At 66.3% G+C, this 25,273-nt stretch carries 24 protein-coding genes; 22 read left to right on the top strand and 2 right to left on the bottom strand.

Annotated elements, in window-relative coordinates:
* The first annotated feature begins 153 nt into the window (after positions 1 to 153).
* The 3 genes from FN976_RS10905 (at position 154) to FN976_RS10895 (ending at position 6,205) form a co-directional block, all read left to right on the top strand.
* Positions 154 to 477: a hypothetical protein gene (locus tag FN976_RS10905; protein WP_145893030.1), complete on the top strand. Its 324-nt coding sequence runs from the start codon at positions 154 to 156 to the stop codon at positions 475 to 477.
* The gene (locus FN976_RS10900) at positions 474 to 875 is read left to right on the top strand and encodes a hypothetical protein (protein ID WP_145893029.1); all 402 of its coding nucleotides are present in this window, start codon (positions 474 to 476) and stop codon (positions 873 to 875) included. The genes FN976_RS10905 and FN976_RS10900 overlap by 4 nt, the downstream gene beginning before the upstream one ends.
* Before the next feature lie 287 nt (positions 876 to 1,162).
* On the top strand, positions 1,163 to 6,205 hold the full coding sequence (locus tag FN976_RS10895) for a helicase (protein ID WP_255440307.1): 5,043 nt from the start codon (positions 1,163 to 1,165) through the stop codon (positions 6,203 to 6,205).
* A 568-nt stretch (positions 6,206 to 6,773) separates the two neighbouring features.
* Here the strand turns inward: FN976_RS10895 and FN976_RS29430 are convergent.
* Positions 6,774 to 7,115, bottom strand: coding sequence for a hypothetical protein (locus FN976_RS29430; RefSeq protein ID WP_255440306.1), 342 nt, complete (start codon positions 7,113 to 7,115; stop codon positions 6,774 to 6,776).
* On the opposite strand from FN976_RS29430, the gene FN976_RS10890 reads away from it, so the two are divergent.
* Positions 7,096 to 8,046, top strand: coding sequence for a thiolase C-terminal domain-containing protein (locus FN976_RS10890; protein WP_255440304.1), 951 nt, complete (start codon positions 7,096 to 7,098; stop codon positions 8,044 to 8,046). The genes FN976_RS29430 and FN976_RS10890 overlap by 20 nt on opposite strands.
* Positions 8,043 to 8,474, top strand: coding sequence for a Zn-ribbon domain-containing OB-fold protein (locus FN976_RS10885; protein WP_255440303.1), 432 nt, complete (start codon positions 8,043 to 8,045; stop codon positions 8,472 to 8,474). The genes FN976_RS10890 and FN976_RS10885 overlap by 4 nt, the downstream gene beginning before the upstream one ends.
* A 12-nt stretch (positions 8,475 to 8,486) precedes the next feature.
* On the opposite strand, the gene FN976_RS10880 is transcribed toward FN976_RS10885, so the two are convergent.
* Entirely contained in the window at positions 8,487 to 9,449 is a 963-nt protein-coding gene (locus FN976_RS10880) for a tripartite tricarboxylate transporter substrate binding protein (protein ID WP_145893026.1), read from the bottom strand.
* A gap of 114 nt (positions 9,450 to 9,563) precedes the next feature.
* On the opposite strand from FN976_RS10880, the gene FN976_RS10875 reads away from it, so the two are divergent.
* The 17 genes from FN976_RS10875 (at position 9,564) to FN976_RS10795 (ending at position 25,272) form a co-directional block, all read left to right on the top strand.
* On the top strand, positions 9,564 to 10,358 hold the full coding sequence (locus FN976_RS10875; RefSeq protein WP_145893025.1) for an IclR family transcriptional regulator: 795 nt from the start codon (positions 9,564 to 9,566) through the stop codon (positions 10,356 to 10,358).
* Positions 10,355 to 11,503, top strand: coding sequence for an acyl-CoA dehydrogenase family protein (locus FN976_RS10870; protein ID WP_145893024.1), 1,149 nt, complete (start codon positions 10,355 to 10,357; stop codon positions 11,501 to 11,503). The genes FN976_RS10875 and FN976_RS10870 overlap by 4 nt, the downstream gene beginning before the upstream one ends.
* Positions 11,500 to 12,309 (top strand): enoyl-CoA hydratase/isomerase family protein, encoded by an 810-nt coding sequence (locus FN976_RS10865; protein ID WP_145893023.1) that lies wholly within the window; start codon positions 11,500 to 11,502, stop codon positions 12,307 to 12,309. Before FN976_RS10870 ends, FN976_RS10865 begins: the two co-directional genes overlap by 4 nt.
* A gap of 2 nt (positions 12,310 to 12,311) precedes the next feature.
* The gene (locus FN976_RS10860) at positions 12,312 to 13,283 is read left to right on the top strand and encodes a thiamine pyrophosphate-dependent dehydrogenase E1 component subunit alpha (RefSeq protein ID WP_145893177.1); all 972 of its coding nucleotides are present in this window, start codon (positions 12,312 to 12,314) and stop codon (positions 13,281 to 13,283) included.
* A gap of 17 nt (positions 13,284 to 13,300) precedes the next feature.
* Complete coding sequence (locus FN976_RS10855; protein WP_145893176.1) at positions 13,301 to 14,263, top strand: alpha-ketoacid dehydrogenase subunit beta; 963 nt, start codon at positions 13,301 to 13,303, stop codon at positions 14,261 to 14,263.
* Positions 14,264 to 14,277: 14 nt separating this feature from the next.
* Positions 14,278 to 15,063 carry an enoyl-CoA hydratase/isomerase family protein gene (locus FN976_RS10850; protein ID WP_145893022.1) on the top strand — a complete coding sequence of 262 codons (786 nt, stop codon included), beginning with the start codon at positions 14,278 to 14,280 and terminating at the stop codon, positions 15,061 to 15,063.
* A 22-nt stretch (positions 15,064 to 15,085) separates the two neighbouring features.
* The gene (locus FN976_RS10845; RefSeq protein WP_255440301.1) at positions 15,086 to 16,237 is read left to right on the top strand and encodes a dihydrolipoamide acetyltransferase family protein; all 1,152 of its coding nucleotides are present in this window, start codon (positions 15,086 to 15,088) and stop codon (positions 16,235 to 16,237) included.
* Positions 16,238 to 16,255: 18 nt separating this feature from the next.
* Positions 16,256 to 17,428, top strand: a complete 1,173-nt coding sequence (locus FN976_RS10840) for an acyl-CoA dehydrogenase family protein (RefSeq protein ID WP_145893020.1) — start codon at positions 16,256 to 16,258, stop codon at positions 17,426 to 17,428.
* Positions 17,429 to 17,443: 15 nt separating this feature from the next.
* On the top strand, positions 17,444 to 18,961 hold the full coding sequence (locus FN976_RS10835) for an AMP-binding protein (protein ID WP_145893019.1): 1,518 nt from the start codon (positions 17,444 to 17,446) through the stop codon (positions 18,959 to 18,961).
* Positions 18,958 to 19,734 carry an SDR family NAD(P)-dependent oxidoreductase gene (locus FN976_RS10830; RefSeq protein ID WP_145893018.1) on the top strand — a complete coding sequence of 259 codons (777 nt, stop codon included), beginning with the start codon at positions 18,958 to 18,960 and terminating at the stop codon, positions 19,732 to 19,734. The genes FN976_RS10835 and FN976_RS10830 overlap by 4 nt, the downstream gene beginning before the upstream one ends.
* A gap of 102 nt (positions 19,735 to 19,836) precedes the next feature.
* On the top strand, positions 19,837 to 20,598 hold the full coding sequence (locus FN976_RS10825; RefSeq protein ID WP_186510822.1) for an enoyl-CoA hydratase/isomerase family protein: 762 nt from the start codon (positions 19,837 to 19,839) through the stop codon (positions 20,596 to 20,598).
* On the top strand, positions 20,598 to 21,725 hold the full coding sequence (locus FN976_RS10820; protein WP_145893017.1) for an NAD(P)H-dependent flavin oxidoreductase: 1,128 nt from the start codon (positions 20,598 to 20,600) through the stop codon (positions 21,723 to 21,725). Before FN976_RS10825 ends, FN976_RS10820 begins: the two co-directional genes overlap by 1 nt.
* 13 nt (positions 21,726 to 21,738) lie before the next feature.
* Entirely contained in the window at positions 21,739 to 22,890 is a 1,152-nt protein-coding gene (locus FN976_RS10815) for a thiolase family protein (protein WP_145893016.1), read from the top strand.
* A gap of 2 nt (positions 22,891 to 22,892) precedes the next feature.
* Positions 22,893 to 23,312 (top strand): Zn-ribbon domain-containing OB-fold protein, encoded by a 420-nt coding sequence (locus tag FN976_RS10810; protein WP_186510821.1) that lies wholly within the window; start codon positions 22,893 to 22,895, stop codon positions 23,310 to 23,312.
* A complete protein-coding gene (locus FN976_RS10805) occupies positions 23,309 to 23,710 on the top strand; it encodes a MaoC family dehydratase (protein ID WP_145893014.1) in 402 nt (133 codons plus the stop codon). Before FN976_RS10810 ends, FN976_RS10805 begins: the two co-directional genes overlap by 4 nt.
* A gap of 9 nt (positions 23,711 to 23,719) precedes the next feature.
* Complete coding sequence (locus FN976_RS10800) at positions 23,720 to 24,109, top strand: MaoC family dehydratase (protein WP_145893013.1); 390 nt, start codon at positions 23,720 to 23,722, stop codon at positions 24,107 to 24,109.
* A complete protein-coding gene (locus tag FN976_RS10795; RefSeq protein ID WP_145893012.1) occupies positions 24,106 to 25,272 on the top strand; it encodes a thiolase family protein in 1,167 nt (388 codons plus the stop codon). Before FN976_RS10800 ends, FN976_RS10795 begins: the two co-directional genes overlap by 4 nt.
* The last annotated feature ends 1 nt before the right edge of the window (position 25,273 follow it).

Genomic DNA, 25,273 nt, shown 5'->3' with positions numbered 1-25,273 from the left:
TGACCTTTGGTCTCGCAGCTGGCGCCATGCCAGCAATGAACTGGGTTCCGTGCCGCCGAGGCCGGACCATCTTCCAGTCGGCCACTACGCGCCGGCGCCCGCCACGCCAGTGGCGGAACTCACCCACTTTCCATTCACAACCAGGGGACACCCATGGCCAAAAGCCATTTCGCCATCGAGCGCCCCAGAAGGATCAGCATCGCCATCCAGGGCTATGACCCGGTGGCCAAGACGAAGGACCAGCGCTCCAAGCAGTTGGAGCGCACCAGGCGATTGGCGCGCCGTGACGCCAAGGCCACGACTCCCGAGGCGGTGGCTCTGGAACCGGCGCCAGCCGAGAACGCTCCTGCTCCCGCACTGCGGGCGGAGGAACGGCCCGCACGTCCGCGCGCAGCGCGCAAAGCTCGGTCCACGGGACTCGCACCCGACGCCGAAGCGGCCCTGCAGGGCGCCTTCGACGGGGAGGGCTCGGCATGAAGATGAACGAGCCCAACCGATGGTCCACGGCGGCCGCGATGACCTGCGAAGCGTTTGACCAGCTGCTCAAGTCGGGGCAGGCGGTCGAAGTGAGCCACCGGGCGCCCAAGTGGTTCGGTGGCCGCGTCGCCATCGAAGTCACGACGTTCGATCGCTTCGTCGCTTGGGACAGTGCCACCGTGCGACGCCTTGGCGAACACCTGGACGAGACGGATCGGCTGCAAGGCCTGCTGGAAGCCAGCGCCTATGCCTGTTTCGGCGCCGGCGGCTGCTTTGTCTGCCGCGGAGTCGACTCCCATGGCTACAACTGCCGTTCGCAGCGTCACGTCATGTCCGTCACCAACCTCGGCCCCATCGGCAGCCCGCAATGGCTGCTGCATGCCGAAGGATCTTTCTGACGCAATTTGATGGCCTCTTCCGCAAGGGAGAGGTCTTTCTCAAGCGCTTCGCAAGCCCTTGAGAAAGGCGCTGGACCAGCCAGCCGCCCTCGTTTCCCCGAAGACGCAAGTCTTCATCAGCGCGACCCTCGGGCCGCGCAAATCAACTTTCCAACCCATGCGGGGCACGCAGTCCACCCCGCAAGGGAAGGACCGTGTGTCGCCCGCTTCAACAACGGAGCAAACACATGGTGAAACACCGTGCAGCTGCCGAGCCCAGCGAAAGCTTGTGGTTCGGCGGCCTCAGCATGGCGGACTTCGAGGTTCCCTCGAAGCCTCACGCCGTGGCGCAGGCGGCGAGTGCGATTGCGGCGGTGACGCTGGATCTCTCCGACGCCATAACCACAGGTGAAATCGACGATGGCGAGCTGAGCGACCTGGTCAACACCGGGTGGGTCGAAGCCGCAGACGACAAAACGGACTACGCCGAGCGCAAGACGCTTTGGCCCGTCCTGGATCCGCTGGCGTTCGCGCCCGCGGACAACGTCTCCAAACGCATCAAGGACAACATCGCGGCGGTGCGCTTGGTCAAGGAACTTGCATCCTCCCAGCAGACGGCGACGGCGGCGCAGATGTGCGAGTTGCTGCGCTACTCCGGCTGGGGTGGCGCCGCGCGCGTGTTTTCGCCGGATGGATCTGGGCAACACACCCTGTCCGCACTGCGGCAGGAGCTGGAAGCGGCGACCACCGACAAGGAGTTCGCGGCCATGCAGGCAAGCGTGAACACCTCGTTCTTCACGCCCCCGCAGCTGGTCGCCACGCTGTGGTCGATCGTGCAGCGCCTCGGATTCCGGGGAGGTCGCGTGATCGAGCCCGCCGCCGGCGTCGGCCATGTCATCGCCGGCATGCCGCACCAGCTGGCCAAGCGGTCGACGTTGACAGCGGTCGAGGTCGATCCGACGAGCGCCTCCATCCTGGAGCGCTGCTTCGCGCCCTACGGGCTGCAGGTTCACGCCAGCGGCCTCGAGACGGCCAACCTGCCGGTCGGGTTCTACGACCTGGCAATCGGGAACGCGCCCTTCGGGCAGTTCAAAACAAATGACACGAGCAAGGCGCCGTACGCCGCCTGGCTGATCCACAACTGGTTCCTGGCCAAGTCGCTGGAACTCGTGCGCCCGGGCGGGCTGGTGGTACTGATCACTTCCCGCGGCTCGCTGGACAGCAAGACCGACACGCATCGCAAGTACCTGGATGCGCACGGCGAACTCGTCGCAGCATTCCGGTTGCCCAGCATGGCGTTCGCGTCGCACGCGAACACCGAAGCCGTCACCGACATCGTCGTGTTCAAGCGCCGGGAGTTCCCGCAGTTCGGGGGCAGTCCGGAGTGGCTTGCCACTGCCCATGCAGGCAAGCACCTGTTCACGCCGGGGCAACCTGAGACGGTCTGGCAGTACGACCGGAGCTGGGGCCAGACGCGGCAGACCCACGAAGACATCAACGCCTACTACAACCGGCATCCCGATGCCATGGTGGGCACGCTCACCTGGACCGGCACGCAACACGGCCAGGCCGCGTTGCCCGTGTTCGACGGCGGAATGTCCGAGCTGCAGGAGCGGCTGGCACGCCTCATCGATGGCCTTCCCGAAGGTCTCTACGAAGAGGCCAAGGTCGAAGAGTGCATGGCGGCGCAGGCCCCCATGGCGCGCTACGCGAACGTGGACAACGTCCAACCCGGCTCCTTCCTGGAGCGCGGCGGGCGAATCTGCGTGAGCGAAGGCCAAGAGGTCCTCGACGTGGACAGCCTCTACGCCGGCACCGCGCGTAAGCGGCTGCTCGGAATGATCGCTGTCCGTGATGCGGCGACTGCCGTGATCGAGCACCAGGCCGCGTCGGATGACGACGCAGCATTGCGGCGGCTGCAGGGCCACCTGAACAAGACCTACGACGCCTTCGTGGCGCAACTAGGCGCGCTGACGACGCTGGCCAACAGCAGAATCATGCGCAGCGACCCCAACTGGCCGCTCTTGCTGGCGCTGGAGATTTGGGACGAGGAAGCCGAGACGGTGACCAAGGCCGACATCTTCTCCAAGCGCACCGTGGGAACGCCCGAGGTGCCCGCGCGCGTCGACTCCGTCAAGGATGCGATGTTCGTGAGCCTCTCCCTGCACGGCAGGATCGACCTGCGCGACATGGCCAAGCGCTGTGGCAAGGGCGTGCGGGCCGTGACCGAAGAACTGAGGGCGGAGGGCATTGCCTTTCGCGATCCGGTTCTGACACGCTGGGTGCCGGCGGACGAATACCTGTCCGGCAACATCCGCGAAAAGATCGCCCAGGCGAGAGCCGCGGGCCCGGAGTACGAAGCCAACATCCCCGCCCTGGTCGCCGTGATCCCTCAGGATCTCGGTCCCGCCGAGGTGGAGGCCAGGCTGGGTGCACCTTGGATCCCCTGCGACGTGGTGAAGCAATTCGCCGCGAAGCTGATCAACGACCGGCGCGACGACGACTTCCAAGTCACCTTCGACGAGTCCACGGCAACCTGGTCGATCAAGACCCGGGGGAGCGGTCTGGATTGGGTGGGCGACCGCACGCTCCAGACCGTCAAATGGGGCACGTCGCAGCGATGCGCGCTGACTCTTGTGGAAGCGGCGCTCAATCAGCAGCCGCCCACGATCACCAGAACCGTGCAGGAACGGCAAGTCGTCGACCCGGTGGCCACCATGGCCGCACGGGAGAAGTGGCAGGCCATCCGGGACGAGTTCCGGATGTGGGTATACCGAGACGACGCGCGACGCGATCGCCTCCTGCGCATCTACAACGACGCCTTCAACCAGACGCGCCCGCGCGACTGGGACGGGACGCACCTGCACCTGCCGGGCATGAGCAAGCTGGTGACTCCGTACCCGCACCAGAAGACCGGAATCTGGCGGACCCTGTTCGGCAACGTCCTTCTGGGCCATTGCGTCGGCGCGGGCAAGACCCTGGTGATGGCTGGTGCCAGCATGGAGCTTCGTCGGCTGGGCAAGGCAAGGAAGCCGTGCCACATCACGCCGAATCATTGCTTGTCGCAGTACACCGCCGAGTTCGTTCGGCTGTATCCGCAAGCGAAAGTGCTGATGGCCACTAAGGACGATCTGTCCGGCGACAAGCGTCGTGCCTTCGTGGCGCGGATCGCCACCGGCGACTGGGACGCGGTAATCATGACCCAGTCGACCTTCGAGCGGCTCATGCTGAGCCCGGAGAAGCAACGCGCATTCATCGAAGCACTGCTTGCAGAGGCGCGCACGATGATGTCGCTGACTCAGGATCGCGGCGCCAAGCGCTCGATCAAGGAAATCGAAAAGCGCATGAAGGAGTACGAAGCCAGGATCACGCGCTTGGTGGAAGATGGAAAGGCCGACGCTCAAAGCGCGGTCTGGTTCGATGAACTGGGTATCGACCAGCTGTTCTACGACGAAGCGCATGCGCTGAAATCGTTGGCGCGGCTGAGCAAGATGCCGCGGGTCGCAGGGCTCGCAAACACCTCCTCGCAGCGCGCGTTCGACGCGTTCATGAAGACCCGCCTGATCATGCAGGCACGGGGAGGAAAGGAAGAAGGTCTGGTCATGGCCACGGCGACCTTCATCAGCAATTCGCTGGCGGAGCTGCACACCATGCAGCTCTTCCTGCAGCCCGTGACGCTCAAGCGCTACGGGCTCTACGAGTTCGACGCGTGGAGCGCGAGCTTCGGCGAAACGGTGACTGGCGTGGAGCTTGCCCCAGATGGGAGAGGGTTCCGCACGGTGTCCCGCTACGCCAAGTTCGTGAACCTGCCCGAGCTGATGGCGATCTTCCGTGGCGTCGCGGACATCCGCACGAAACGGATGCTGAACCTGCCCACCCCGCGCATCGAAGGTGGGAAGCCGCAAGTCATGGTCTCCCAGATGAGCGACGTCCAGAAGGCGTTCACGGCGGAACTCGTCAAACGTGCCGATGCCATCCGGAATCGGACGGTCAAACCGGAGGAAGACAACATGCTGGCCATAACCAACGATGGGCGGCGCGCGGCGCTCGACATGCGGCTGGTCAATCCAACGCTGCCTGGCGATGCGAATGGAAAGCTGGCGCAGATCGCAAACAACGTAGTGCGCATCTGGAAAGCTGGGGAGCAGCAACGGCACACGCAGCTGGTGTTTTCGGACATCGGCACACCTGGTGCGAAGGGATTCTCGGTCTACGAGGAACTTAGGCGCCTGATCGTGGCGCTCGGCATCCCGGCCGAGCAGATCGCGTTCGTGCACGACTACGACACCGACGGCGCGAAGGCCAAACTGTTCAAGAAGGTCCGTGAAGGTACCATCCGAGTAGTTTTCGGGTCAACGTCGAAGCTGGGCACCGGCAGCAACGTGCAACGGCTGCTCAAAGGCATCCATCATTGCGACGTTCCATGGCGCCCGTGCGACATCGAGCAGCGTGATGGGCGCGGTGACCGGCAAGGCAACGAGTGCGAGAGCATCGAGCTTTGGCGGTACTGCACTGAAGCGAGCTTCGATAGTTACAGCTGGAACCTGATAGACGTGAAGGGCAAGTTCATCGAACAAGTCATGAACGGCGACAAGGGCCTGAGAACGGTGGAGGACATTTCTATCTCGGCGATGTCATATGCCGAACTCCGCGCTTTGGCCAGCGGCAATCCGCTGGTCATGGAGAAGGTGGCGGTGGATGCCAAGGTGCAGAAGCTGTCGTTCGCCTACGACCAGTGGGAGCAGGACCGATGGCGACTTGGGGGCCGCAAGGCCTCCCTGCAGCAGAGATTGGCGTGGATCGACCAGAACATGGTGCGGATCGAGCAGGACGCGAAGTCCGCCGCGCTGGTTTCTGGATCAACGAAGGTGGAGCCGATAGGCTCGCCAAGCACGACGGCGGTCGCGCCCGCAGCCGATACCGCTGGCGCCATCGGCGCCGCGTTCCGAGCTAGTTCCAACGCGAAGCGAGAGGGTGCGTTCGCGCGCGTCGGCGGGTTCGATCTGGAGATCTCGCGAAGCTACGTGAGCATCGACCTGGAAGTGGTCGCTCCGAACTCGGGCCTTCGGGCTTGCGTGAAGGACCGGCCGAACATGCACGACGCAGTGGGCGTCGGCAACGCTGTCCTGACGGCGATCGCCGGGATCGTGGAAGACCCGGTGAAGCTTCGGCTCGAGTACGGGAAGAAGAAGGAAGAGCTGGCTGGCGTCGAAAAGATGCTGCTGGAGGACTTCCAACAGCGCGACGAACTCGCGCAGGTACGCGCCAGGCAGGCGGAGATCGAGGCCGAATTGGACCTCGACAAGGACCTCGCCGGCACCCAGGCTATGGAAGCGCCCAGCGCTGCCTAGCCACAGACGATTGAAGAGCCCCACGGACATCCGTGGGGCTTTTTTCTTGTGCGCCCAGCATGGGCGCACTCTTGGAGGTGCAAGTCCTCCCGCAAGTTGATCACAGCGAACGAAGCGATGCGCAACTGCGAGAGGGCGACTGATCGTGGGGAGGAAGCGCGGAGCGAAGCTGCGAGCCGATGGATAAGAACCGGATAGAAGGCGATGCCGACCAGGGCGAGCGGGCATGAAACCGCGGCATTGGACACCGGTGGCGCTCCAGCAGTGCCCGAGCCGTACTTTCAACTGCGGTACCGTACGATTTCGAGTGACTCATGGGGTCGGCGCAATCTGGCAACGGGCCGAAGGGCCGCAAAGGTGACTGCCACGGTTCGCGCTGTATTGGAGTGATGGACTGTGCCGGCAGGTTTGAGATGAGCGCTGTATCGATAAGAATACTTATCGCATCAGCATGGTTGGTGCCCGTGCTCTTCGACGCTGCCCAGAAACCGGGTGAGGCTGGCCAATGCTCTCGTGGTCTCGCTGCAGAGTTTCGTCAGTGCCTTCAATCAAACGAACGATTGGTAGGCTAGAATAGGTGCATTCCAGCTATTCGACGCACTCTTCCTTGATCGGCAAAGGGAACTTCAATGCTTGATGCATGCCCTTCTTCTTCGTCGCGGCCTTCGTCGCGAAGCATTCGCGGCCGCACGGCAATCGTCGGCGCGGGACGATCCGCCGTCGGGCGGGTCCCGGGCCGCAGCACCATGGCGTTGGCCTGCGACGCCGCCAAAGCCGCCCTTACGGACGCGGGCATCGAAAGAGGCGCCATCGACGGCGTCTTGACCAGCGTCGCGTTCGCCGCCCCATTCCATCGCTTCAGCGTCGCGTTCAGCGAATACTTCGGTATCGTGCCGACCTTCTCGAACACGCTGCAGGTGTCGGGCGCGACGGCGGCGACGATGTTCAACATCGCGGCGGCGGCGATCGCGGGCGGCTTGGCCGAGAACGTGCTCGTCCTCGGCGCCGACAGCCTGCTGACCGGTCTTTCGCCCGATCTGGCATTGCGCTCGATGACGGAGAGCCGGGATCAGCAGTACGAGATGCCGTTCGGCATTCCTGTGGCCAATACTTTCGCGATGACGGCACACCGGCACATGTTGGAGTTCGGAACGACGTCGGAGCAGTTCGCCAAGGTGGCGGTCATTCATCGCGAGCACGCCTTGCGCACGCCCGGGGCACAGACCACCGGGCCGATCACGGTCGATGACGTCCTGAGTTCCGGCTGGGTGACGACACCTTATCACAAGCTTGACTGCTCCCTGATCTCCGACGGTGCAGCGGCCTTCATCGTGAGTTCCGCGGACCGCGTCGGCGAGTTCAAGAGCAAGCCGATCTACATCCTGGGTGCCGGCGAGTGCTACACGCACGAGCACATCTTCCTGATGCCGTCGCTGACCACCACCGGTGCGGTCCAGTCCAGCGCCAAGGCTTACGCGATGGCCGGATGTACGCCACGCGACATCGACGTAGCCGGTGTCTACGACTGCTTCACCGGCACCGTCATCATGATGCTCGAGGATCTGGGGTTCTGCCCCAAGGGAGAGGGCGGAAGGTTCGTGGACGACCGGCAGATCACTTACGGCGGCAGCATCCCTTGCAACACGCACGGCGGGTTGCTGTCGTTCGCGCATCCCGGCATGCCGGGATCGCTGCTCCATTTTCTGGAGGTGATGGAGCAGCTCCGGGGAACCTGCGGGGATCGCCAGGTCCCCGGCGCGGAACTCGGACTCGTCCACAGCCTGGGCGCAGGGTTCGCGACGCAGGCCACGACCATCCTGGGCACGGAAGCCACGCTGTGAGACGCATCGAACCGAAAGAGGCGCACATCAAGCCGTTGCCGGTGCCCGATGCGGACTCGCAGGCCTATTGGGATGGCCTGAAGGAAGGTCGCTTGCTGCTTCAGCACTGCAAGACCTGCGGGCACGTGCAGCTCTACCAGCAGGACATCTGTCGCCAGTGCGGCAGCCAGGCCCTCGAACATCGTGCCGCCAGCGGGCGCGGCGTGGTTCACTCCTTCAGCGTGGTGCATCGCGCACCGGGCCCGGCCTTCAAGCAGGACACGCCTTATGCCGTGTTGCTGGTCGAATTGGCCGAAGGGCCGCGGATGATCAGCTCACTGGTTGGCGGCGATCCCATGGCCGTGCAATTCGACATGGCTGTGGAACTGGTCTGTGAGTCCATCAACGACCAAGTCGTGTTGCCGCGTTTCAGGCCGGTTCCCAGCTGAGCGGCCAGACGACTACTCGCGCTTGATACCGGCCGCCGCAACGGCGGCGGCGTAGCGCTTGCTTTCCACCTCAAGGAAGCTGGTGAACTCTTCCGCGGTACCGCCGACAGGCTCAACACCTTGAGCGATCAGCCGCTGGCGCATGGCACTGTCCCGCAGAGCGAGGGTCACGGCAGCGCTGAGTTTGTCGATGACTGGCTTCGGCGTTCCGGCGCGACTGACTAGCCCGAGCCAGGAATTGCCGTTGAACCCGGTCAGGCCGGATTCATGCAGCGTCGGGATCTCCGGCGCCGACGCGGAACGCTGCAAACCGGTTGCCGCCATCACCCTCAACTTCCCCGTCTTGACGTGCGGCATCGCCGACAGCAGGTCGACAAACATCATCGAGATGTGGCCGGCGAGCACGTCGTTCATCGCGGACGCGCTGCCCTTGTAGGGGACATGCACGATGTCGATGCCGGCGGCGGTGCGCAGCATCTCTCCCGAGAGGTGGTTCGATTGGCCGATGCCCGCCGAGCCGAAGGTCAGGCCGCCCGGTCTGCGCTTGGCCAGCGCGATCAGTTCCTGCAGGTTGTTGACCTGCACCGCGGGGCTGATGACGAGCAAATTGGTCAGGTTGACGGTATGGGTGACCGGCGCCAGGTCGCGAGCCGTGTCATACGGCATCTTCGCGTAGACGCTCGGGTTGATGGCGTGGCTGGTTGCAACCACCGCGAGCGTGTAGCCGTCGGCGGGCGCCTTGGCGACCACGTCGGTCCCCAGGATGCTGCCGGCGCCCGGGACGTTTTGGCAAACGACCGCCTGGCCCAGCGGCTCCAGGCTCCGGCCCACGATGCGTCCGATCGTGTCAAGGATGCCGCCCGCAACCGACGGAATGACGAGGGTGATGGGTCTGGCCGGAAAGCTCTCCTGGGCCCCCAGCGGGCCGGTGGCGAGCATGGGCAGCGTGAGGATCATGCGTCGGGTCAGGTTCATAGTCGGCTTTCATTCGCTATAGAGAATATGCATCTGTATGGAGAAAAAGTGTAGACGTATCCGTTCCGTCGTGTCAACATCGCTCGCTTGTGTTCACCATCGACGAAGTTGCGCATGGACCGCATGGAACCACCCGAGAAAGTTGTCGGCGCACTGGCCAGCGGGCTGGCGGTCGTGCGCTATCTTGCGATCGCCGCCACGCCGGTGGGGGTCAGTCGTATTTCGCGCGACCTCGGTCTGAACTCGAGCACCTGCTTCAATCTGCTGAAGACCTTGGTGCACGAAAGGCTCGTGACTTTCGACGAAGCGACCAAGACCTACCGGGTCGGCCTGGGGCTGGTGGAGCTGGCCAAGGGCGCGCTCGAGACCGCGTCTTACGCACGTCTTGTCCATCCCCACCTGGAATCGCTTGCCGCAAGCCACCGCGTGACGGCCACGCTTTGGCATCGCGCCGCGGAGGACCGGGTGGTGCTTGTGGACCGTGCCGACAACGATGCAACGATGCGCGTACACATGAATGTCGGGCAGCGCTTGCCGATGTTCATTTCGGCGCTCGGCCGCAGCATGGCGGCCCACTCGGGCCTGACCCGGGCCGAGCTGCGGCGCCGCGTCGAGGCTCTGCGCTGGGACGATCCACCGGGGTTCGACGCCTACATGCGTAGCGTGGACGAGGCGGCCCGCAAGGGTTACGCCGTCGACTTGGGCTCCTACGTCAAGGGCGTGACGAGCGTTTCCTGTGCTGTCGTGGATTCGGCCGGCACACCCGTGATGGCCATCAGCGGAACCGGGTTCACGGCCCATTTGCCACGCTCCGCGATCAAGGCGCTGGGCGAGGAACTCCGAGACCGGGCGGCGCTTGTTTCGCGGGCGGTATCCGGACCCGCGCGGGGCGAGGGTGGAAATCGATGAGCCTGAATTTTGGCTTCTCTGCCGAACACGAGGCTGTGCGCGAAACGGTGCGCCGCATGTGCCGTGAAGAGTTGGCGCCGCTGGTGATGCGGGCCGAAGAAGAAGAGGCGTTCCCGCGCGGTGTGTTCCGCCGCTGGGGCGAACTCGGCCTGCTCGGCGTGCGCTACCCCGAGGCAGACGGCGGTAGCGGCATGGACAAGGTCAGCGATTGCATCGTCCGCGAGGAGCTGAGCTTCTGCAGCCAGGCATTCGCGTCGAGTTGGTCTGCGCATTCGCATCTGGGCATCTGGCCGATCTGGCGCGCCGGCACGCCGGAGCAGCGCGCGCGCTGCTTCGTGCCCGCACTCGCGGGCGAGAAAATTGCGGCATTTGCGCTGAGCGAGCCCGATGGCGGTTCCAACGTGCGCGCCCTGCGCACCAAGGCCACCCGCACATCCGACGGCTGGCGGCTCGACGGCAGCAAGCTCTACATCACCAACGCGCCGATCGCCGACTTCATGCTGGTGGCCGCGCGCACGCGGTCGGAACTGACGCCCGCGGCGATCAGCCTGTTCATCGTCGAGCTGCCCAACCCAGGCGTGGCGATGACCAAGCTGCGCAAAGAGGGCATTCGCGGCTCAGAGACCGCATTGATCCACTTCGACAACGTGCTCGTGCCCGACGAGGCGCTGCTGGGTGCCCGCGAAGGCACCTACCCGGTGATCCTCGACTCTTTGAGCGAGAACCGCGTTGGCGTGGCCGCCAACGCTCTGGGCATGGCGCGCGCAGCCTACGAGGCGGCGCTGGCCTACGCCCGCGACCGCGTGGTGGCCGGCAAGCGCATCGGCGACTACCAGGCCGTGGGCCACCGCCTGGCGGACATGGCCGCGCAGATCGAGGCCGCGCGCTGGCTCGTTTACTACGGGGCTTGGCGGGTCGACCAAGGGACGTTGGACTCCGCCACCGCCGCCAAGGTCAAGCTGGTGGCCAGCGAGGCGGCAGTTTCGGTCAGCGAGGCCGCGATTCGCATCCACGGAGGCGCCGGGATCATGCGTGACTATCCGGTAGGCCGTATCCACCGCGACGCCCTCGTCTACGTGATAGGCGAAGGCACCAGCGACATCCAGCGCAACATCATCGCGCGCGACCTGGGATTCAAGACATGAGCGATTCCGTATTGCGTGAGCGTCACGGCGCCACACTGGTTATCCGACTGAACAAGCCCGAGTTGCGCAACGCCTTCGACCTGGAAATGCGCCAGGGCATTGCAGAGGCGGTGCACGAGGCCCGCGACAACGCCGAGGTGCGCGCCGTCGTCCTCACGGGCAGCGGCAAGGCCTTTTGCGCCGGGGGCGACCTGAAGGCGCTGTCCTCCGAGAAGCGCCCGGTGTTCGCCGATCGCGACCGCATCCGCCGTTTGCATGTCTGGTTCCGTGAGCTGGTCAATCTCGAGAAGCCGGTCATCGCTGCGGTGCACGGGCCGGCCTTCGGCGCCGGCTTCATCCTGACGCTGGCCTGCGACTTCGTGCTGGCCACGCCGAGCGCGCGCTTCTGCGCGGTGTTCACCCGCGTCGGGCTGGTGCCCGACCTCGGAGCGTTCTATCTCCTGCCCCGAGTGGTCGGCCTGATGCGTGCCAAGGAACTGGTGTTTTCGGCGCGTGAGGTCGATGCAGAGGAAGCGCGGTCGCTCGGCATCGTCTACGAAGTCGTGCCCGAAGACCAGCTTCTTGACGAGGCGCTGGCGATGGCGGCGCGCTTCCACGGCGCGGCCACGCAGGCCATCGGAATCTCCAAGAACATCCTCAATCGTTCCTTCAATCTCGACCAGGACACGCTGGCGGAACTCGAGGCTGCGGCGCAAGCCATGGTGATGAAGACCGAGTATCACCAGGACGCGGTGGCGCGCTTCCTGAACAAGCAGCCGCGGGCCTTCGAGTGGCCCGCCAAGCGCAAGCCTGGCGGCGGCGCATGAGCATGGCGGCCTCGAATGGCAGTGAGCGCCTGTTCGCGCTGTACCGCACGATGCTGCTGGTGCGCCAGGCGGAGACCGCACTGACGAAACTGTTTGCCGACGGCGAGGTGCCGGGCTTCATCCACCTCAGTGTCGGCCAGGAGGCGATCGCCGCCGGCGTGGCATCGGCACTGGCGCCCGGCGACACGCTGGCTACCACGCACCGGGGCCACGGTCATGTGCTGGCACGTGGACTGGCGCTGGATGGCTTTTTCAAGGAGATCATGGGCCGTGCAGGGGGCGTCTGCCAGGGCCGCGGTGGATCGATGCATGTGGCCGATACGAGCCTGGGCATCCTGGGTGCCAACGGCATCGTCGGTGCCGGCATACCGATCGCGTTGGGTAGCGCCATGGCGCAGTCGGTGCTCGGTAGCGACGGGTTGGCAGTGAGCTTCTTCGGCGACGGTGCGATGGCCGAGGGCGTATTGCACGAAACGCTGAACATGTCGGCGCTGTGGAAATCTCCGCTGCTGCTGGTGTGCGAGAACAACGGCTGGTCCGAGTTCTCGCCCACTTCGCGCCAGTTCGCGGCCCGGCTGGACGCGCTCGCCGCGGCGTTTGGCATCGTTCACGAAGGTGTGGACGGCAACGATGCGCTCGCGGTCGCCGATGCCGCCGCGCGCGCGGTGGCTGCGATCCGGGAGGGTCTGGGTCCGCGCGTGCTCGAGTGCAAGACGCACCGCGTGCGCGGCCACTTCGAAGGCGATCCGCAGAAGTACCGCAGCGCCGACGAGATGCAGGCGGGCGCCAGGACCGATCCGCTGGCGCGCGCGCACGCGGCCTTGCTCGCTGCGGGTGTCGCCGCCGAGGCGCTCGATGCCGCGGCCGCCGAGATTGGTCAGCGCATCGAAGCGGCGGTCACGGGCGCGCGTGCCGATGGTCTGCCGGCCTTTGAACCCGCCTTCGCCGGCGTCTATACGGAGATGACCTCGTGAGCGCCGGCCCGGTCGAGATGAAGTACATGGCCAGCGTCGCACAGGCGCTGCGCGACAGCATGGCCGCCGATCCGCGCGTCATCGTGATGGGCGAGGACATCGGCGCGCCCGGCGGCTCGTTCAAGGCCACGCGCGGCCTGCTGGACGAGTTCGGGTCGAAGCGCGTGCTCGATACCCCAATCTCTGAGGCGAGCATCGTTTCCGCCGCGGTCGGCGCGGCGCTGTCGGGCCTGCGCCCGGTCGTCGAGATCATGTTCATGGACTTCATCACGCTGGCGATGGACGCCTTGGTGAACCAAGCGGCCAAGGCGCGCTTCATGTTCGGTGGCCAGTGCAGCGTGCCGATGGTGCTGCGCACGCCGCACGGCGGGGGCTTGAGCGCCGGGCCGCAGCATTCGCAATGTCTCGAAGCCTGGCTTGCGCACGTGCCGGGCCTCAAGGTCGTATGTGCGGCCACGCCGGCCGATGCTTATGGCCTGCTGCGCGCCGCCATCGAAGACCCGGATCCCGTCATCTTCATCGAACACAAGGGCCTGTACGGCAGCAGGGGCCCGGTCGACCTGTCGGTGCGCGACGTGATCGGCAAGGCGAACACCGTTCGCCCCGGCCGTGATGTGACGCTGGTGACCTACGGCGCGACCGTGCACACCTCGCTGGCGGCAGCGCGGGAGCTGGCCGGCGAGGGCGTCGAGGTCGAGGTGATCGACCTGCGCAGCCTGCAGCCCTGGGACCGCGCCACCGTGCTGGCGTCGCTGGCGCGCACCCATCGTGCGGTGATCGTGCACGAGGCCGTGCAGGCCTTCGGCGTCGGCGCCGAGATCGCGGCCACGATTGCCGACGAAGGCTTCGACGAGCTCGACGCGCCGGTGGTGCGCGTCGGCGCGCCCTTCATGCCGGTGCCCTTCGCCAAGTCGCTGGAGCAGGGCTACAACATCGGTACCGCGGCCATCGTCAAGGCGTTGCGCCGCACCCTCGAATGAACACGGAGACACCCATGTCGAACGACAGCATCCTGAGCGAAAAGCGCGGCCCGGTGGGCCTGCTGACGATCAACCGGCCGAAGACATTGAACGCGATCGACGTACCCACCATGCACGCGCTCGACGCCGCGCTCGCGGCCTTCGAGGCCGACGATGCGGTGCGCGCCATCGTTGTCACCGGCGCAGGCGAACGAGCCTTCGTGGCCGGTGGCGACATCGCCGATCTCGACAGCCGGCGGGGGCTGCAGCACTACGAACAGTTCGCCGAAGTGATCCATCGCCTGTTCACTCGCTTCGACAATTGCGACAAGCCGACGCTAGGCGCCGTCAACGGTTGGGCGCTCGGCGGTGGCACCGAGCTGCTGCTGGCGCTGGACATCCGCCTGGTGGCCGAGGAAGCCAAGCTCGGTCTGCCCGAGATCACGCTGGGCCTGTTTCCCGGCGCGGGCGGCACGCAGCGTTTGATTCGCCAGATTCCGCTGTGCCGCGCCAAGGAGCTGATGTTCACCGGCGACCAAATCACCGCCGCCGAGGCGGTAGCGCTCGGGCTGTGCAACCGCACAGTGCCGCGAGCGAGGCTGCTCGACGAGACCCTGGCGCTGGCGACGCGCATCGCGGAGAAGTCGCCGCTGGTGCTCAAGCTTCTCAAGCGCACCCTGCGCCAGGGGCTCGAGATGCCGCTGCCCGCAGCGCTCGCGCACGAGCAGGCGATGATCGGCCTAGTGCTCGACAGCGACGATGCGCACGAGGGCTGCCGCGCGTTTCTCGAGAAGCGCAAGGCCGAATTCAAAGGGACCTGACGGAGTGCGTAGAGACTGGCTCATGCCCAAGCTGGGTCTGACGATGACCGAGGGCTCGCTGGCCGAATGGACACTCGCGCCCGGCGCGCGCTTCAAGGCCGGCGATTGCGTGTTCGTGGTCGAGAACGACAAGGCGGCGACGGAAATCGCGGCCGAAAGCGATGGCGTGATGGGCGCTCCGTTGGTCGCGGTGGGCGAGACCGTGCCGGTCGGTGCGGTGGTCGGGCACTGGGACGACAGCATGCTGTCGACGCCCGCACCCGCCGTGGTCGACACGGCCGCCACGCTCACACGCCGGCCGGTGACACCGTTCGCTCGCCGTCTTGCGCGCGACCATCAGATTGCGCTCGCCGACGTGACGGGTTCGGGGCCACGGGGTCGCGTGAGGGCGCGCGATCTCGATGCGGTGCTGAAAGCGCGGACATCCACTCCTCCACCGACGCTTGTGCCCTCGCCGCCGCCGGCGCCAGTGAAGCCCGGCACGGCAACCGGGCGCCTGCAGCCGTTCACCGCGGTGCAGCAGGCCACGGCCGCGCGGCTGACCGCCGCCAAGCAGGACATCCCGCACTTCTATTTGGCGCGCGAAGCCGAGGTTTCGAGCCTGCTTGACCTTTACGCCAAACTGAAAGACCCCGAGACCGAGCCGCGGCTGACGCTCAACCACTTCCTTGTCGCAGCCGTGGGCCGGGCCCTGCGTGCGCTGCCCGAGCTGAATCGCGTCTGGACGCCGCAGGGCGCGCTGGAGCTCGATGGCAGCGACGTCGGGGTGGCAGTGCATACCGAGCACGGCCTGCGCGTGCCAATCGTGCGCGATGCCGGGCGTCTGAGCCTGGTCAACCTTGCGCGCGGGGCCAATACCCTGGCCGAGCGCGCCCGCGCGGGCCGGCTGGCTGCCGACGACATGGCCGGTGGGGCCATCACGGTGTCGAATGCGGGCATGCACGGCCTGACCGCGATGACCTCGATCATCGTGCCGGGCCAGTCGATGATCCTCGGTGTCGGCAGCGTGCGCGAGCTCTTCCGGCCCGACGCGCGAGGCCAGCCGGCGCTGCGGCGCGAGATCGCGCTGGTATTGTCGGTCGACCACCGGGTGCTCGACGGGGTCGGTGGGGCCGCCCTGCTGAACGAGATCGTCGACGGGCTGGCCCATCCGACTCGGTTGTTGTTCGACTAGCTGGCACAGGAGCTCACAATGGACTTTCGACTTTCGGATGAACAGAAGCTGATGATCGAAGCGGCGCGCAAGGTCGGCGACCGCTTTGGCCTTGAGTACTGGCGCAAGCAGGACGCCGCCAAGGCGTTCCCGAAGGAGTTCTGGAGCGCCGTCTGCGAGGCTGGCCTGTGTGGCGCCGCGCTGCCTGCCGAGGTCGGCGGGGCCGGCCTGGGCATGTTCGAGCTGGCGCTGGTGGTTGAGACACTGGCGTCCTGCGGCGGCGGCGCGACCGTCGGGCAGCTCTTCATGATCAACCCGATCTTCGGTGGCGTCGCGTTATCGCGCTTCGGCACGCCGGCGATGAAGGCCGAGCTGCTGCCGAAGATCGTCTCGGGAGAGATCAACTGCTCCATGGCGCTGACCGAGCCCGACGCCGGTACCAACACGCTGGAGCTGCGCAGCTACGCCGAGGCCGTGGGCGACGGCTGGCGCCTGAACGGCCGCAAGATCTGGATCACCGGCGTGCCCGACGCAGCCAAGATGCTGGTGGTGGCGCGCACCAAGAAGCTCGCCGACTGCAAGTCGCGCAGTGACGGCCTGTCGATGTTCATGATTGACGTCGAGCGCAAGGGCCTGACGCACACCGCGATCGACAAGGTCGGCACGCGCACACTGGCGTCGAGCAGCGTCTTCTTCGACGACGTGCGCATTGCGCCGGGCGAGCTCGTCGGCACCTTGCACCGTGGCTGGCATGAATTGCTGGACGTGCTCAATACCGAGCGCATCGTGACCACCGCGGCGCTGGCGGGCACCGGCGAACTGGCGATCAAGCTTGCGGTGAAGTACGGCAACGAGCGCAAGGTCTTCGGCGACAAGCCGGTCACAAGCTACCAGGGGCTGCAGTTTCCGCTCGCGCAATGCCATGTCGAAGTCGAGGCGGCGCGCCTGCTCAACCACAAGGCGGCGGTGAACTGTGACATGGGCCTGCCCTATGGCAGCGAGGCCAACGCCGCCAAGCTGCTGGCCGCGCAGGCCGTCAGCCGCGCCACCGAGCGCGCTATGCAGACCATGGGCGGCATGGGCTACGCAACCGAATTCCATGTTGAGCGCCTGTGGCGTGACTGCCGCCTGTTCCGCTTCGCACCCGTGTCCGAGGAAATGATCCTGAACTACGTGGCCAACCACGACCTTGGCATGCCGCGTTCCTACTGACCGAGGGGGCTTGCGATGGTCAACCTGAGTTCCGCGGTGCTTTTCTGGGCGCGCGCCGAGCCCGAGAGGCCGGTGCTGCTCTACCGGGAGCAGCGCATGGGTTACGGTGAGCTCGCCGCGCGGGTGGCCGCCACCGCTGGCAGCCTGCGCGCACGTGGCATCGGCGAAGGCGACATCGTTGCCCTGCTGATGAAGAACAGCGCCGCGTTCATCGAGCTGGCACTGGCGGTCAGTCACCTCGGCGCCGTGCTGCTGCCGATCAACTACCGGCTCGGCGCCGACGAGGTCGAATACATCGTTGGCCACGCGGGTGTGAAGCTGCTACTGGCCGATGAAGAACTCCGTGGACTCGTCGGCGGCGTGGGCCAAGTGGTCATCGTCGACGAAGCCGCGCAATCCGACAGCCGCCGCCTCGGCCCCGTGGCCGAGCCGGTGTGGTCGCCGCAGGTGCGCCGGCCCGAGGACCTGTTCCGGCTCATGTACACCTCGGGCACCACCGACCGGCCTAAGGGCGTGATTCATTCCTACGCCAACTACCACTGGAAATGCCTGGACCACATCGCGGTGCTGGGCCTGCATGGCGGCGAAAGGCTGCTCTTGGTCGGGCCGCTGTACCACGTCGGCGCGTTTGACCTGCCGGGCCTGGCGGTGCTGCAGATGGGCGGCATGCTCGCGGTGCAGCGCGAGTTCGAGCCCGAGGAGACGTTGGCTCTGATCGCGCGCGAACGTCTGACCGCCGGCTGGATGGCGCCGGTGATGCTGAACCGCCTGCTCGCGCTGCCGGATCGCGATCGCTTCGACGTGAGAAGCTTTCGCTGGCAGATTGGCGGAGGCGAGCGCACGCCCGAAGAACGCATCCGAGAGTTCAGTTCGCTTTTCAAGGACGGCCGCTACATCGATGGCTACGGTCTGACCGAGAGTTGCTCCGGCGACACGCTGATGGAGGCCGGGCGCGAGATCGAGAGAATCGGCTCGACCGGACGCGCGCTGCCGCACGTCGAAATCCGTATCTGCGACGATGAGGGCCGCCACCTGCCGGCAGGCGAGGCCGGCGAAATCTGCCTGCGTGGTCCCAAGGTCACCAGCGGCTACTGGCGCGACCCCGAGAAGACCGCGGCCAGCTTCCACCCGGGCCAATGGTTTCGCACCGGCGACATCGGCTACCTCGATTCCGAGGGCTTTCTTTTCCTCACTGACCGCAAGAAGGACATGATCATCAGCGGCGGCGAGAACATCGCCTCCAGTGAGGTCGAGCGCGTGGTTTACCGACTTCCGCAGGTGCTGGAGGCGGCGGTGGTCGGCCTGCCGGACGAGCGTTGGGGGGAGCGCGTGGCCGCAGTCGTCGTGCTGCGGCCGGGCACGACACTCTCGCTCGAGGAAATGCAATCGTTCTGCCGCGGCAAGCTCGGCGGCTTCAAGCTTCCCAAGGAGCTGGTGCTGCGCGAGACCTTGCCGCGCCTGCCGTCTGGCAAGGTGCTCAAGCGCGTGCTGCGTGCCGAACTGACATGTCAACCCAAGGGATCAACAACATGAAGCTCGACTTTTCAGGACAGGTTGCGGTCGTCACCGGCGGCGCCAGCGGCATCGGCGAAAGCTGCGCGCGGGTGCTGGCCGAAGCCGGAGCCCAAGTCGTCGTCGCCGACCGCAACGAGGCGGCGGCGCGCGCGGTGGCCGAGGCGATTGGCGGCGCTGCACTGGCGCTCGACGTCGGCGAAGAACAATCGGTCGATGCGCTGGTGGCTGCCGTGCAGGCGCGCTGGGGCGTGCCGAACGTGCTGGTCAACAGTGCCGGCGTGCTGCAACGCACGCTGCCGCCCGAGGAACTGAGCTTGCGCGAATGGGACTTCGTCGCCCGCATCGACCTGCGCGGCACCTACCTGTGTTGCGCGCGCTTCGGCGCCGTGATGGCGAAACGCGGCAGTGGCGCGATCGTCAACATCGCATCCGTGGCCGGCATGGGCTCGGGGCCCTTGCATTCCTACGGCCCGGCCAAAGCCGGCGTCATCAACCTGACTGAATGCCTGGCGGCGGAGTGGGGCCCCAAGGGCGTGCGCGTCAACGCCGTGTCGCCCGGCTTCACGCACACGCCGGCGCTCGAAAAGGGCATCACGACGCGCACGCTGGAGACCGGCGCGATGACCACGCATGCTGCGCTCGGCCGTTTGATCGAGCCGCGCGAAATCGCGAACGCGGTGGCGTTCTTGGCATCGGACTTGGCGTCGGCAATCACCGGCATCAACCTGCCCGTCGACGCCGGCTACCTCGTGGCCACGCCGTGGGCGAGCTACGGCGGCCTGCGCCGCTGAGAGCCCTTCGAACAAAGCATTCTGGTCATTGACTAACTGTCTAACGTTCGTTAGCCTTCACAGTCCGAAAACAAACCTTCGAAGCCTTCACAGGAGCAGTCCATGCGCATCGGCAGTGTCGAATTCGAAAAGCGGGGCCGTGTCGCGGTCGTCACACTGGACGAGCCGACCAAGCTCAATGCCATCTCCATGGGAATCCGCGAAGGCGTGATCGAGAGCCTAGCGAGAATCCAGGCGGACGACGAGATCCGCGTGGGCATCCTCACCGGTCGCGGCGACAAGGCCTTTTGTGCCGGCGCGGACATCAGCACCTTCCCGGCCACGCCCGAGCAGGCGCGCAGCTTCATCGCCGACGTGCTGCCGGTGCTGGAAGCACCCGAACGCTGCCGCAAGCCCCTGATCGCGGCGGTCAATGGCATGGCCTTCGGCGGCGGCTTCGAGCTCGCGATCGCCTGCGACTTCATCCTCGCCTCGGAGCGAGCCCGCTTCGGCGTGCCCGAGATCCAGCTCGGCTTGTTGCCGGGCTTTGCGCTCCTGCGACTGCACGACATCGTCGGCCGCCCCAAGGCCAAGGAACTGAGCATGCTGGGCGAACCGATCGATGCCGCCGAGGCCGTGCGACTGGGCATCGCGTTGCGAACTGTCGAGCACGACAAGCTGCTCGACGAGGCGATGGCCTTTGCCGACAAGCTTGCCGGCAAACCGCACATGGCGGTGCAGATGGCGAAATCCTTCTACAACCGCGGACTGGGCGGCGACGACATGCGCTACGCGGTCGATGCCTTCCCCTTCCTGTTCCAGACCGACGACGTGAAGGAGGGCGTGGCCGCCTTTCGCGCCAAGCGCAAGCCCGAATTCAAGTGATGGCGCGTCCGGTTCTGCACAACGCTTTCTGCGACTCGTTCGGCATCGAGTACCCGATCTTCCTCGCCGGCATGGGGGTGGGCGGGCGGGCCACGCCGCCCAAGCTGGTCGCGGCGGTGTCGCAGGCGGGGGGCTGTGGTGTGCTGGGCTGCTCGGGGCTGTCACCTGAGGAAACACGGCGTCGCATCCGCGAGGTGCGTTCGCTCACCGACCGTGCTTTCGGCGTCGACCTGCTGCTGCCGGCGCGCATTGCCGACGCACCCGACACCCGTTCGGGCGTGCGCGACGAGATCCGGCGCCGTTACCCCGAGCATGCCGCCTTCGTGCAGACGCTGCTCCAGCGCTACCAGCTGCCCGCGGTGCAGCCGGCCGACGAAACGGTGGTCAACATCGAATACGCCAAGTCGGTGCTCGACGTGGTGTTCGAGGAACGCGTGCCGATCTTCGCCGCCGGGTTGGGCGACCCCGATTTCCTGCTGCCGCGCGCGCGGGCCCAGGGCATGAAGCTGATCGGCCTGTCAGGCTCGGTGCGCAATGCGGTGCGCCAGCGCAAGTCGGGCGTCGACGCGATCGTTGCGCAGGGTACCGAGGCCGGCGGCCATACAGGAACCGTGGCCTCGTTGCCGCTGATCCCGCAAGTGGTGGACGCGGTGAACCCAACGCCGGTGATCGCCGCCGGCGGCATCGCCGATGGCCGCGGGATCGTCGCCGCACTGGTGCTGGGTGCGCAGGCCGCCTGGCTGGGCACCGCCTTCCTGGTGGCCGACGAGTGCGAGCTGTTCGACTCCTGCAAGGACCAGATCGTGGCCGCCGACTCAGAGGCCTTCCGTGTCAGCAAGGTCTGGACCGGCAAGACGGTGCGTGCCTTCCACGGTGAGATTTCCCAGGCCTGGGCAGAGTCCGGTCTGCCGACGCTGGAGACGCCGTACCAGCGCATCCTGATGGAGGACTTCCTGTCCGCGGCGTTGGCTGCCGGCCGTCACGACCTTTTCTACAACATCGCCGGTCAGGCGGGGGGCCTGCTCAAGGCGCGGCGCCCGGCGCGCGACATCATGACCGATCTGGTCGACGGTGCCATCCACGAGATCCGGCGGCTGCAGCGTGACACGCGCATCAGCCTGGCCTAGCACGGGAACAAGCATGGGAACCAAAGCCATCATCAGCGGCGTGCACGACACGCAGGTCGGCGCGCTGCCAGACAGCACCTGCATGTCGCTGCATGCCGAAGCCGCACTGGGCGCCTTGGCCGATGCAGGGCTCGCGGTGTCCGACATCGATGGCCTGCTGACCGCGTACTCGTTCGCCTCGCCGCAGCTCATGCTCGGCGGGGTGCTGGGCGAGTACATCGGGCTGCGCCCCAAGGTCAACGCCTCCATCGCCATGGGCGGCATGACAGGTGGTCTCCTAGTGCGGCATGCCGAATCTTTGGTGCGTTCGGGCCGCTGCCGCCACGTGCTGTGCGTCACCGGCGACAACCGCCTGACCGGCATGGGCGACAAGGTACAGGCAGCGCTGGCCGACGTCGGCCACCCGCAGTACGAGCAGCCTTACGGGATGAGCGTGCCAGCCGCGTTCGCGATGGCCGCCCAGGTCTACTTCCACGAAGGCTGGCTCAACGGCGACCATCTCGCGGCCGTGGCGGTGAACCAGCGCGCCAACGCCGCGCTGCACCCACAGTCGCACATGAAGAAACCGATCACGATGGACGATGTTCGCAAGTCCAAATTGATTGCCTCGCCGCTGCGCATGCTCGACTGCTGCCTGGTGTCGGATGGGGGTGCCGCGGTGGTGGTGAGCGCTGGCGACACCGCGCGCGATGGCCGCCGGCGGGCGGTGGAACTGCTGGGCATCGGCGAAGGCCACACGCACGAGCACATCTTCGCGGCGCCGTCGCTGGTCGATTTCGGCTGCAAGGAGTCGGCCGCCGATGCACTGGCCCAGGCCGGGCTCAAACACAAGGACGTCGACTGCGCTCACATCTACGACTGCTTCACCAGCACCTTGCTCATCACGCTGGAGTCGATGGGCTTCTACGGCCGTGGCGAGGCCGGCCCGGCGGCGCTGGCCGGAGAGCTCGCTATCGGAGGGCGCTTTCCCGTCAATACCAACGGCGGCTTGCTGTCGTACGGCTCGTCGGGTGCGGCCGGCGGCATGTTTCATGTCGTCGAGGCGGTACGCCAGTTGCGCGGTGAATGCGGGCCGCGCCAGGTCAAAGACGCCGAGGTGGCGCTGGCCCACACGCTGGGCGGCATCTTTTCCGGCCACTGCTCGATCATCATGGGGAGGGCCTGACCATGGCCGAAGTGCAAACCAAGCCGATGCCGGTGCCGGACAACATCAGCCGGCCGTATTGGGAGGGCGCGAACCAGGGCGAGTTCCGCTTCCAGCGCTGCAGCGCCTGCGGCAAGGCGCAGTTCTATTCGCGCTACGCCTGCGTGCATTGCCACAGCACCAAGCACGAATGGCAGGTTGCCGTCGGTCTCGGGCGCGTGGCCAGCTTCTCGGTGATCCACCGCGCGCCGTTGTCATCGTTCGCCGCTGACACGCCCTACGTTCTTGCGCTGGTGGACCTGGACGAGGGCTTCCGTTTCATGTGCAACGTGCTGAACTGCGATCCGGCGACGGTGAAGATCGGCATGCGCGTGCGTGTTTGCTACGAGACCCGCTCCGGCACCGAACAGAAGGTTCCGCAAGTAGAGCCCGCAAAATCATGAGTGACCCCGCCATCTTCAACTACGACCACTACGAGCCTGGCAAGAGCTACGGCACGCGCGACTTCAGCGTTGACGAGGCGACCATCGCCAAGTGGCGCAGCGTGTACCCGAACGACAACGACCCCGGCGTCATGCCCGGCGGCATGCTGGCGATGATCATCATCGACGCCGTGTTGACGCTGAACTCGCCGCGTCCGCCCGGTGGCGTGCACGGCGGGCAGACTTTCAACATTATGCGCATGCCGCACATCGGCGAGACCTTGCGCACCGAAGTTTGGTGCCTGGACAAGGAAGTCAAGAAGGACCGCAAGTGGGTGCGCGTGCGCAGTGTGACGCGCGCCGCGGGCTCGGGCGAGCTGCTGTTCAGCGGCATCATGACCACGCTAGTCGCGCAGTAAGGGGCCACCATGGACAAGCAGCTGAAGACGTCGACCAAGCACGTCGACTTCGACACTATCATGGCCTACGCGGCGGTGACGAACGACTACAACCCGATTCACGTCGACAAGGAGTTTGCCGCCAGGAGCCCGATGGGCGGGATCATCGCGCATGGCACGATGTCGGTGGCGCTGATCTGGCAGGCGCTGAGGAACACGCTGGGCGCCGACGCACTGAACCGCGTTCACCTGGAGATCCGCTTCGTGCAGCCCGTGCGCATCGACGACGACGTGACCGGCGGCGGCGAGCTGCGCGAGGGTATCGGGCCGTCGATTTACGACGTGTGGGTGCGCAACGGCAAGGGGCAGGACGTCATCAAGGGTACGGCCACCGTCAAGGCTGCGAAGGGAAATCCATGAGCCTGAAGGGCAAGGCCTACATCGCGGGGGCCTACGAGCACCCGATCCGGCGCGCCGACGACAAGTCGGTGGCGCAACTGCATGCCGAGGTCGCGCGCGGCGCGCTCGCCGACGCCGGGCTTACGATGCGTGACGTCGACGGCTACTTCTGCGCCGGGGACGCACCGGGCCTGGGTGCAATGAGCATGGTCGATTACATGGGCATGACACTCAGGTACGTCGACACCACAGAGACCGGTGGCTCGTCTTACGTAGTGCACGTCGCCCATGCCGCAGCGGCCATCGCCGCCGGCCGCTGCAACGTGGCATTGATCACGCTGGCCGGACGGCCCAAGGCCGAGGGCATGGCCACGGGCACCGCGCCGCGCAACTACGGCCCCGCGCCTGACGTGCCGTTCGAGCTGCCCTACGCTCCGACCACCGTCAACATGTATGCCATGGCGGCCATGCGCCACATGCACGAGCACGGCACCACCAGCGAACAGCTGGCCTGGATCCGCGTGGCTGCGTCGCACCACGCCCAGCACAACCCGCACGCGATGGTGCGCGACGTGGTGACGGTGAAGGACGTGGTCGGCTCGCCGATGATCGCCGACCCGCTGCACCGGCTCGACTGCTGCGTCATCAGCGACGGCGGCGGCGCGCTCGTCGTGGTGCGGCCGGAGATAGCGCGCCAGCTCAAGCGTCCGCCGGTCAAGGTCATCGGTACGGGCGAGTTCATACGCGCGCAGATCGGCGGCAAGGTCGACCTGCTGACCACCGGCGCGGCCTGGACCGGGCCGGCGGCATTCGCAGAGGCTGGCGTGAAGCCCGCCGACATCCAGTACGCGTCGATCTACGACAGCTTCACGATCACCGTGCTGCTGACGCTGGAGGACCTCGGCTTCTGCAAGAAGGGCGAGGGCGGCCGATTCGTCGCCGACGGCAACCTGATCTCCGGTTCCGGCAAGCTGCCCTTCAACACCGACGGCGGCGGCTTGTGCAACAACCACCCGGGCAACCGAGGCGGCATGACCAAGGTGATCGAGGCGGTACGCCAGCTGCGCGCCGAGGCGCACCCGAAGGTGCAAGTGCCCAATTGCAGGCTCGCACTGGCGCATGGAACCGGCGGCTCGCTGGGCACGCGCCACGGCAGCGGCACACTGATCATGGAGCGGGAGTGAA

The sequence above is a fragment of the Caenimonas sedimenti genome (genome assembly GCF_007833165.1).
Lineage (GTDB): Bacteria > Pseudomonadota > Gammaproteobacteria > Burkholderiales > Burkholderiaceae_C > Ramlibacter > Ramlibacter sedimenti.
This window is presented reverse-complemented; position numbering and strand designations above follow the sequence as displayed.

What these genes read in the sequence shown, in the direction of transcription:
- FN976_RS10815 (WP_145893016.1), top strand. Translation starts at nt 21,739, where the DNA reads ATGGGAACCAAAGCCATCATCAGCGGCGTGCACGACACGCAGGTCGGC.
- FN976_RS10795 (WP_145893012.1), top strand. Translation starts at nt 24,106, where the DNA reads ATGAGCCTGAAGGGCAAGGCCTACATCGCGGGGGCCTACGAGCACCCG.
- FN976_RS10905 (WP_145893030.1), top strand. Translation starts at nt 154, where the DNA reads ATGGCCAAAAGCCATTTCGCCATCGAGCGCCCCAGAAGGATCAGCATC.
- FN976_RS10825 (WP_186510822.1), top strand. Translation starts at nt 19,837, where the DNA reads ATGCGCATCGGCAGTGTCGAATTCGAAAAGCGGGGCCGTGTCGCGGTC.
- FN976_RS10800 (WP_145893013.1), top strand. Translation starts at nt 23,720, where the DNA reads ATGGACAAGCAGCTGAAGACGTCGACCAAGCACGTCGACTTCGACACT.
- FN976_RS10855 (WP_145893176.1), top strand. Translation starts at nt 13,301, where the DNA reads ATGAAGTACATGGCCAGCGTCGCACAGGCGCTGCGCGACAGCATGGCC.
- FN976_RS10860 (WP_145893177.1), top strand. Translation starts at nt 12,312, where the DNA reads ATGGCGGCCTCGAATGGCAGTGAGCGCCTGTTCGCGCTGTACCGCACG.
- FN976_RS10835 (WP_145893019.1), top strand. Translation starts at nt 17,444, where the DNA reads ATGGTCAACCTGAGTTCCGCGGTGCTTTTCTGGGCGCGCGCCGAGCCC.
- FN976_RS10820 (WP_145893017.1), top strand. Translation starts at nt 20,598, where the DNA reads ATGGCGCGTCCGGTTCTGCACAACGCTTTCTGCGACTCGTTCGGCATC.
- FN976_RS10895 (WP_255440307.1), top strand. Translation starts at nt 1,163, where the DNA reads ATGGCGGACTTCGAGGTTCCCTCGAAGCCTCACGCCGTGGCGCAGGCG.
- FN976_RS10850 (WP_145893022.1), top strand. Translation starts at nt 14,278, where the DNA reads ATGTCGAACGACAGCATCCTGAGCGAAAAGCGCGGCCCGGTGGGCCTG.
- FN976_RS10880 (WP_145893026.1), bottom strand. Translation starts at nt 9,449, where the DNA reads ATGAACCTGACCCGACGCATGATCCTCACGCTGCCCATGCTCGCCACC.
- FN976_RS10875 (WP_145893025.1), top strand. Translation starts at nt 9,564, where the DNA reads ATGGACCGCATGGAACCACCCGAGAAAGTTGTCGGCGCACTGGCCAGC.
- FN976_RS10810 (WP_186510821.1), top strand. Translation starts at nt 22,893, where the DNA reads ATGGCCGAAGTGCAAACCAAGCCGATGCCGGTGCCGGACAACATCAGC.
- FN976_RS10870 (WP_145893024.1), top strand. Translation starts at nt 10,355, where the DNA reads ATGAGCCTGAATTTTGGCTTCTCTGCCGAACACGAGGCTGTGCGCGAA.
- FN976_RS10830 (WP_145893018.1), top strand. Translation starts at nt 18,958, where the DNA reads ATGAAGCTCGACTTTTCAGGACAGGTTGCGGTCGTCACCGGCGGCGCC.
- FN976_RS10840 (WP_145893020.1), top strand. Translation starts at nt 16,256, where the DNA reads ATGGACTTTCGACTTTCGGATGAACAGAAGCTGATGATCGAAGCGGCG.
- FN976_RS10805 (WP_145893014.1), top strand. Translation starts at nt 23,309, where the DNA reads ATGAGTGACCCCGCCATCTTCAACTACGACCACTACGAGCCTGGCAAG.
- FN976_RS10865 (WP_145893023.1), top strand. Translation starts at nt 11,500, where the DNA reads ATGAGCGATTCCGTATTGCGTGAGCGTCACGGCGCCACACTGGTTATC.
- FN976_RS10845 (WP_255440301.1), top strand. Translation starts at nt 15,086, where the DNA reads ATGCCCAAGCTGGGTCTGACGATGACCGAGGGCTCGCTGGCCGAATGG.
- FN976_RS10900 (WP_145893029.1), top strand. Translation starts at nt 474, where the DNA reads ATGAAGATGAACGAGCCCAACCGATGGTCCACGGCGGCCGCGATGACC.